This window comes from Tolypothrix sp. VBCCA 56010 (assembly GCF_050875635.1).
Classification (GTDB): Bacteria; Cyanobacteriota; Cyanobacteriia; order Cyanobacteriales; family Nostocaceae; genus Hassallia.
Map to the genome: position 1 here is coordinate 1 of NZ_JBPAOH010000253.1, position 6631 is coordinate 6631.

A 6631-nucleotide genomic window follows, 5' to 3' on the forward strand; every position below is an offset into this window, starting at 1 on the left:
TCCCATTTACTCAATGCGATCGCTTACAACGAAAGGATATAAAGCTATTCTGATGACCGAATGTAAGGATATTTACTACTAAGCTGTGTCAATAATTGTTCTTTCTTTTGACTCAACGATTAGTTAATCACGCACTCGTCGCACTCGTAGCAAAGAGTGGTCTTCATTCGCGAGCAGTTCTACACTCTTTCTGGAGCGATGCAACGAGTGCGTGAGGCAAAAAATCATTAACAGCGCCGAAAATAGCCAAGAATAACATCTATATTATTGTTTTTGCCGTATCAAAACACTAGCTTGCGATAGATGTTTTCTAGTTGAAAAAAAAGATATTACATAAATACTGGTTGTTAATCGGTAAAAAGTCTTAGTTCTGATAATTCTCTAGGTTGATGACAATGAGTCGATCGCTGCTCTAACCTGTAAAGTCTCAATCTGACATTACCAGACCTTAGCTTTACTGATTTTATTAAGGTGTAGATTTTTGCTTACTTAGTCGGAAAATCAGGGTTTTTCACTTTGGCTCAGTATAGAAATTATCTTTGAGGAGATTATTATGTTTAGTTTATTTCGTAGGTCATCAGCGGCATCGGCTTTCTTAGCTATCAGTATGATAACTGCTACAATTACGCCGATAACAATAAGCGCGATCGCATCAGCTCAGACTACTCCATCCGATACTCCTACGCAAACTCCATCCGATACTCCTACGCAAACTCCAACCGATACTCCATCCGAAACTCCAGCCCAAACCCCAGCCCAAACTCAAACAACTACAAGCTTTAGTGATGTATCATCTAATTACTGGGCGAGTCCATTTATTCAAGCTTTAGCTCAAAGAAACGTCATCAGCGGCTTTACTGATGGTACATTTAAGCCGGATCAACCTGTTACCCGCGCTCAATTTGCCGCGATGATTCAAAAAGCTTTTAATCAAAATCCCACACGACAGTTAAGCCAAGGAGGATTTAGAGATGTTCCGGCTAGTTACTGGGCAGCTTCGGCAATTCAAGAAGCCTACGAAACCGGATTTATGTCAGGATATCCGAATAATCGGTTTTTGCCAAATCAGCAAATTCCCAAAGTTCAGGCACTGGTTGCATTGACAAGTGGTTTGGGTTTGAATGCTGGGGACACGACAACAAGTGTCTTGAGTACCTACTATTCAGATGCAGCAGATATTCCAGGTTACGCTGTCAATAATGTCGGTGCCGCAACTCAAGCTAACTTAGTTGTCAACTATCCAGAATTGAAAGTATTGAATCCCAACGTGTCTCTGACTCGTGGGGAAGCAGCAGCACTTTTATATCAAGCTTTAGTCAGACAGGGACAATTACAACCTATCGCTAGCAACCTGCCGGCAGCTAACTATATTGTAGCCGGAAGCGCCAGCGGGACTCAAACAAGTACAAGCACAACGACAACCACAACATCTAGCAACATCGTAGCTTTTGCTGGGTCTACTAGTTCGTTTTCAACTCTGACTACTGCACTCAAAGCAGCAGGTTTAACAGAAACTTTGCAAGGAAAAGGTCCCTATACAGTCTTCGCACCTACTGATGAGGCATTTGCAGCTTTACCTCAAGATACTCTGCAAAGATTGCTAGAACCGCGCAATAAAGAAACGCTCAGACGGATTTTGACATACCACGTCGTCAGCGGTCAAGTAACTTCGGCGGGAGAAGCAACAACCCTTGCAAACAAACCTGTAAATGTTCAACTCGATAGCGCTAGCAATCAAATTACAGTCAACAATACTAGGGTGATTCAGCCGATTCAAACCAGCAACGGTGTGATTTACGCCATTAACGAAGTTCTTATCCCACCCGATGTTAATATCAGTCAGCTGAACAATGAAGTTTCCCCAGGTAGAGCTACTCGTGGTGGTTCCAGCTACGTTGGAGTTGCTGGTAACATTGGTCTTGGGGGTGATTCAGCTTTGAGCGAACCTAACTTTGCGGTAATTAGCAAACTCGGACTGACACGTAATTTCTCAGTGCGACCTTCTGCGGTGTTTGGCGATGATACAACGATTCTGGTTCCTATCACCTTAGACTTGACACGCAGAACAGCAGATGCGGCAGGGCAAACATTTGGCATATCTCCTTACGTAGGTGCTGGGGTTGCGATTGAAGCTAGTGGCGATGCCGATCTTGGTTTACTGTTAACTGGTGGTATAGATGTTCCTTTAGGTTCTCGATTTACCGCAACAGGTGCAGTGAATGCGGCTTTTCTCGATCAAACTGATGTCGGATTGCTGTTTGGAGTTGGTTTTAACTTTTAAGAATTGGGCATGGGGCAATGGGCAATGGGCAATGGGCAATGGGAATAAAAAGAAGTTTCCGGATTTTTTGGACTATACCCGATGCCCGATGCCCGATGCCCAATGCCCGATGCCCAATGCCCATTGCCCATTACCAATTCCACATAATTGAGTTGTCGTCTAAATGGTCGGTGACAATGCGTCCAATTCCATCGATTTCTTGAAGTTCATCTTCAGACAGTTTGACATCAGCAGCTTTGGCATTAGCGATCGCCTGTTCTGAGTTTCGCGCACCGGCGATCGCTTGAGCTTGAGGTTGGGCAATTAACCAAGCTAATGCTAACTGAGCTAAAGTACAATTGTGGCGATCGGCGATTGGACGCAATTTATCTAAAGCTTGTTGAGCGCGTTGATAATTTTCGCCTTGAAATAGTTTATTTTTAGCACGATTATCTTGAGGGTCAAATTTATGATCCGCTGCAAATTTACCTGTTAATAATCCCTGCGCTAAAGGTGAATAAGCAACGATAGATATATTGTTTTCTACACAATATGGCACTGCGTCTTTTTCTACTTGTCGCCAGAACAAAGAATAAGGCGGTTGTAAACTATCGATGCGTCCGTAATTGCCGGCTTCTTGCAATTGAGCGCGGTCAAACTTGGAAACACCAATTGCGCGAATTTTTCCTTGCTCTTTCAGATGATTGAGGGCTTTCATTGTTTCCTCAATCGGCACCTTTTCGCTATTAAAAGAGCCTGAGGGCCAATGAATTTGGTAAAGGTCAATATAATCTGTTTTCAGATTTTTCAAAGAGCGATCGCAAGCTTCAATTAGTAAATCATACTTGAGATGGTTGGCAAAAACTTTTGTGGCATATTGAACGCGATCGCGTACATCTGATAAAGCTTCAGCCACTATTTGTTCTGAATGTCCATCACCATATGTCTCAGCAGTGTCAAATGTGGTAATACCCGCTTCAAACGCTGCTTTTATCGCTTTAATTGAGTCAGCATCCTCAATTCCTACCCACATTTTTTTCCCCGCTTGCCAAGTTCCCATTAAGATGGGTGTGATTTGCACGTCGGATGTCCCCAAGCGTCGCTTTTCGATGTTTAAATCCTCAGTGTTAATATTTTCTTCATATTACGCAGGGAAACTACCTAAGCTATCGCAATACAATAACTGGTGTTCCCAGTCTCACAGAATAAAATAATTCCTTAATATCCTTGTTGTACATACGAATACAACCGTGCGACGCGGCTTTGCCTACTGACTCAGGATTGGGAGTGCCGTGAAAACCAATCCAATTTTTACCGTTTGTCCAAAATCCAACCCAGTAGTGACCAAGAGGATTTTCCGGGCTTCCTCCTGGGATAGATTTACCCGTGAAAGGGTGTATCCAAGTAGGATTTTCCAACATGTCAAGTACTTGGAAATTGCCCTTAGGAGTTTCCCAGCCTTGACGACCTACTGCAATCGGATAACTTTTAATTCGGGTTATTCCTTGATAAAGGGTTACTTGATGGCGGCTAAGATTAATCACTAGGCGAATAGGTTGAGTAACTAAATCATCGGCATAATCAATCGGTTTATTTACTGAATTCTTGAATGAATTATTATCAATAACAGTTGATTCGTTAGCTAACGATATTTGAGGTGTATAAAATAATCCAAATGCATAAATAAAAATGATTAGTTTGGCTGATTGCTTTAACATATTCATAATTAAACTTTTAGCATCCTATTATTTAGTATCGAAGTAGTATATTAGCAATTTATTCAACATCTATCTTTAGAGTAATTTATATAAAAATTACCCCTGATAACCAGTTACTTCTCACAACCAGGTATCAGGAGTAATTTTGCTAGTCTGGAAAGAGAATTGAGAAATGCACAAAGGAAAAATTTCCCCCTGCTGTTGATAGCAGTCAGAAGAATGAAATTAACCCAAGAGAGGCTGCAAGGCTAACAAGCTTGCCAGTCTGTGTACTAGAAATTCCCTAGAAATTTACCACAGCGCTCTGACACCTCGACCACCAGAATTTTGTCCACCTGTTGTGTTGTCACCACCTGTATTTTGCTGGGTTCCATTGGTGGTGCCGTCGTTTTGATATTGCTGCGTTCCGGTAGTGCCGTTATTTTGATATTGCTGCGTTCCGGTACGGCGCTGAATTTGATATTGCTGCGTTCCGGTAGTACCATCGTTTTGATATTGCTGCGTTCCGGTAGTGCCGTTATTTTGATAATCCTGCGTTCCGGTAGTGCTGTCATTTTGATATTGCTGCGTTCCGGTGGAGCCGCCATTTTGATTTAGCTGGGTTCCATTGGTGGTATCATATGGGGTTAGCCCTCCTCTTTGGGAGGCTTGGGAATATAATGTCTCATTTGTTGGGGCTTCACTAATTACCATGCTACGAGAGCTAGAATTCGGTATTGCGAATGCCGGAACACTTACTAAAGCACTGGCACTAGCAACTCCCACAAGGCTAATAAACTTTTTAAGCAAATTTTTACTGTTGTTTACGCTCATTGTTATCTCCTTAGATTGAACTTAAAAGACTTTTAATCTGCTAAATAATTTGCTGAAATTTGGACAAAATATTACAGCAGTTCTCAACTGAAATTAACGTTAGTCAGTTAGAAACGTTTAACTTGTTATTGACATTTGTTATTAAAATTTAACTTTCTTAATTTTTCTGGTCGTCTGTCTAAAGAATGGTTTAATGTCAAACTTGTTTGTAATTATAAATACAAAAATTTTGAAAGCCAACGTTACTTTTACTACTTGATGTCAGATGTATTTTGAAAAAAAATTGCTATTATATTAATCTCAGTATTTTTACATTTATGACAAAAATAAATGATATTTGGTGGAATTATTGATTAAGGTCATGAAATTAGAGAATGTCTTGATTTTATATTGTTAACTAGCGATGTCTGATTCAAGTCCACTATTCTTCTCAATCGCACTCCGGGAGCTGCGGAACGCTTACCGCAGTTTTTGGAGTACAAGAACGCCTAAAGGCGATCGCGTCTATGCATAAGCCAGAGTAAATGCACTTGATGTTAATCTTCGATGAAAACACTACTAAGTATTTATGCTAAAAACTACAATCCACGCTCTCAAAGAATGGGCAGTTGCCGTCAAAGCCTTAGAACAGGGTGAAACGATTATGCTACTACGCAAAGGTGGCATTCATGAACAAGGTGGACGTTTCCGAGTTGCCCATGAGGAGATTTTGCTCTACCCAACTTATGAACATCAACAGTCTTTTATGCTGAAAGCTGAGTATGGCAAAGATGTACAGCCAGTGACATCTGGTTGGCATCCAGAAACAGTGGCGATCGGCAGTTGGGCAGAAATTACTGATATTTTACCAGTTAGTGACGAGTCAATAGTCAAAGCGTTACTGCCATATCATATATGGAATGAGTATTTTATTAGCGATCGCCTGATATGGAAAGCGCGTCAACCACTTTACATTCTGCTGCTGCGGACTTACAAATTACCCAAAGTGCAAGAAATTCCCTATCGTCGAGAATACGGCGGTTGTAAATCATGGATTGATTTGGCACAGACGATTAACTTGCAACCCGCTGAACCTGCATTATCTGACTTTGCCTACAAGCAGCTAGTAACAGAAATTCGCGGCATTGTTGGTGACAAGTTGTATGCTCCATCATTTTGAGGGGAAAGGGGAGAAATATTTTCTTGCAATCTTGTTTGCAGGTTAAATTTTATTAAGAAATAGTAGCTCCTAATACATACACTTAGGAAAACCGCAGATAACATTAGAGAAATCTTACCCTTGGAAAAATTATCGGGAAAGATTTTTTTTATCGCTGTTTTCTTTCAGCTTCGGGATGCCCTATATCTATGGTTAATAGCACAGATTCGTCGAAGTATTTAATTCGACATGCTAACAGCGAAAACTAGGCAAAGAAAAATTATCCCACAAGGGTGAGGTTAGACTTGACATAAGTCTGTCATTATGCATTAAAAGGAAATACGAGGAGTTTGCCATGCATCGACAAATGTGCTGGTTATCTAAGTTTGGCAGCGATGGAGAGAAAATTTTACATTTGCAGACTGCACCCCATGAGCCGTGGCGTCCTTATACAGCTTTTCCACAATATGCAGTACCGGATTATAAAATAGAAGGCGGTTCTCTGGGTTGGGCAACTTACCAAAAGCTTTTGAAAGCAGGCTGGACTGTAGTACATAGCGCACGGGCAAACGAGTTTAGCAGCAACTCGGCAGAAGTTAAAAGTTAGGAGGGGCGGGGTAACCCCGCCCGTACAGGAGTTAGGAGGGGCGGGGTAACCCCGCCCGTACAGGAGTTAGGAGGGGCGGGGTAACCCCGCCCGTA

7 protein-coding genes are annotated in these 6631 nt (G+C 41.6%); 3 read left to right on the forward strand and 4 right to left on the reverse strand.

The features are described 5' to 3' along the window. Positions 1-553: 553 nt before the first annotated feature. Entirely contained in the window at positions 554-2281 is a 1728-nt protein-coding gene (locus AABK37_RS39605; RefSeq protein WP_432556870.1) for an S-layer homology domain-containing protein, read from the forward strand. Here AABK37_RS39605 and AABK37_RS39610 read toward each other — a convergent pair. From AABK37_RS39610 to AABK37_RS39625, 4 genes are all read right to left on the reverse strand, one after another. Continuing rightward, positions 2278-2412 carry a hypothetical protein gene (locus AABK37_RS39610; RefSeq protein ID WP_432556871.1) on the reverse strand — a complete coding sequence of 45 codons (135 nt, stop codon included), beginning with the start codon at positions 2410-2412 and terminating at the stop codon, positions 2278-2280. The genes AABK37_RS39605 and AABK37_RS39610 overlap by 4 nt on opposite strands. Next, positions 2412-3371, reverse strand: a complete 960-nt coding sequence (locus AABK37_RS39615; protein ID WP_432556875.1) for an aldo/keto reductase — start codon at positions 3369-3371, stop codon at positions 2412-2414. The genes AABK37_RS39610 and AABK37_RS39615 overlap by 1 nt, the downstream gene beginning before the upstream one ends. A 55-nt stretch (positions 3372-3426) precedes the next feature. Next, positions 3427-3978 carry a L,D-transpeptidase gene (locus AABK37_RS39620; protein WP_432556876.1) on the reverse strand — a complete coding sequence of 184 codons (552 nt, stop codon included), beginning with the start codon at positions 3976-3978 and terminating at the stop codon, positions 3427-3429. Between the two features lie 291 nt (positions 3979-4269). Beyond that, on the reverse strand, positions 4270-4791 hold the full coding sequence (locus AABK37_RS39625) for a hypothetical protein (RefSeq protein WP_432556872.1): 522 nt from the start codon (positions 4789-4791) through the stop codon (positions 4270-4272). A gap of 568 nt (positions 4792-5359) precedes the next feature. On the opposite strand from AABK37_RS39625, the gene AABK37_RS39630 reads away from it, so the two are divergent. Both AABK37_RS39630 and AABK37_RS39635 read left to right on the forward strand, forming a co-directional pair. Beyond that, positions 5360-5950 carry a DUF1802 family protein gene (locus AABK37_RS39630; protein ID WP_432556873.1) on the forward strand — a complete coding sequence of 197 codons (591 nt, stop codon included), beginning with the start codon at positions 5360-5362 and terminating at the stop codon, positions 5948-5950. 334 nt (positions 5951-6284) lie between these two features. Further along, positions 6285-6536: a hypothetical protein gene (locus AABK37_RS39635; RefSeq protein ID WP_432556874.1), complete on the forward strand. Its 252-nt coding sequence runs from the start codon at positions 6285-6287 to the stop codon at positions 6534-6536. The last annotated feature ends 95 nt before the right edge of the window (positions 6537-6631 follow it).

Coding starts and splice junctions, on each gene's coding strand:
- AABK37_RS39605 (WP_432556870.1), top strand. CDS start 554: ATGTTTAGTTTATTTCGTAGGTCATCAGCGGCATCGGCTTTCTTAGCT.
- AABK37_RS39610 (WP_432556871.1), bottom strand. CDS start 2,412: ATGGGCAATGGGCATTGGGCATCGGGCATTGGGCATCGGGCATCGGGC.
- AABK37_RS39620 (WP_432556876.1), bottom strand. CDS start 3,978: ATGTTAAAGCAATCAGCCAAACTAATCATTTTTATTTATGCATTTGGA.
- AABK37_RS39625 (WP_432556872.1), bottom strand. CDS start 4,791: ATGAGCGTAAACAACAGTAAAAATTTGCTTAAAAAGTTTATTAGCCTT.
- AABK37_RS39630 (WP_432556873.1), top strand. CDS start 5,360: ATGCTAAAAACTACAATCCACGCTCTCAAAGAATGGGCAGTTGCCGTC.
- AABK37_RS39635 (WP_432556874.1), top strand. CDS start 6,285: ATGCATCGACAAATGTGCTGGTTATCTAAGTTTGGCAGCGATGGAGAG.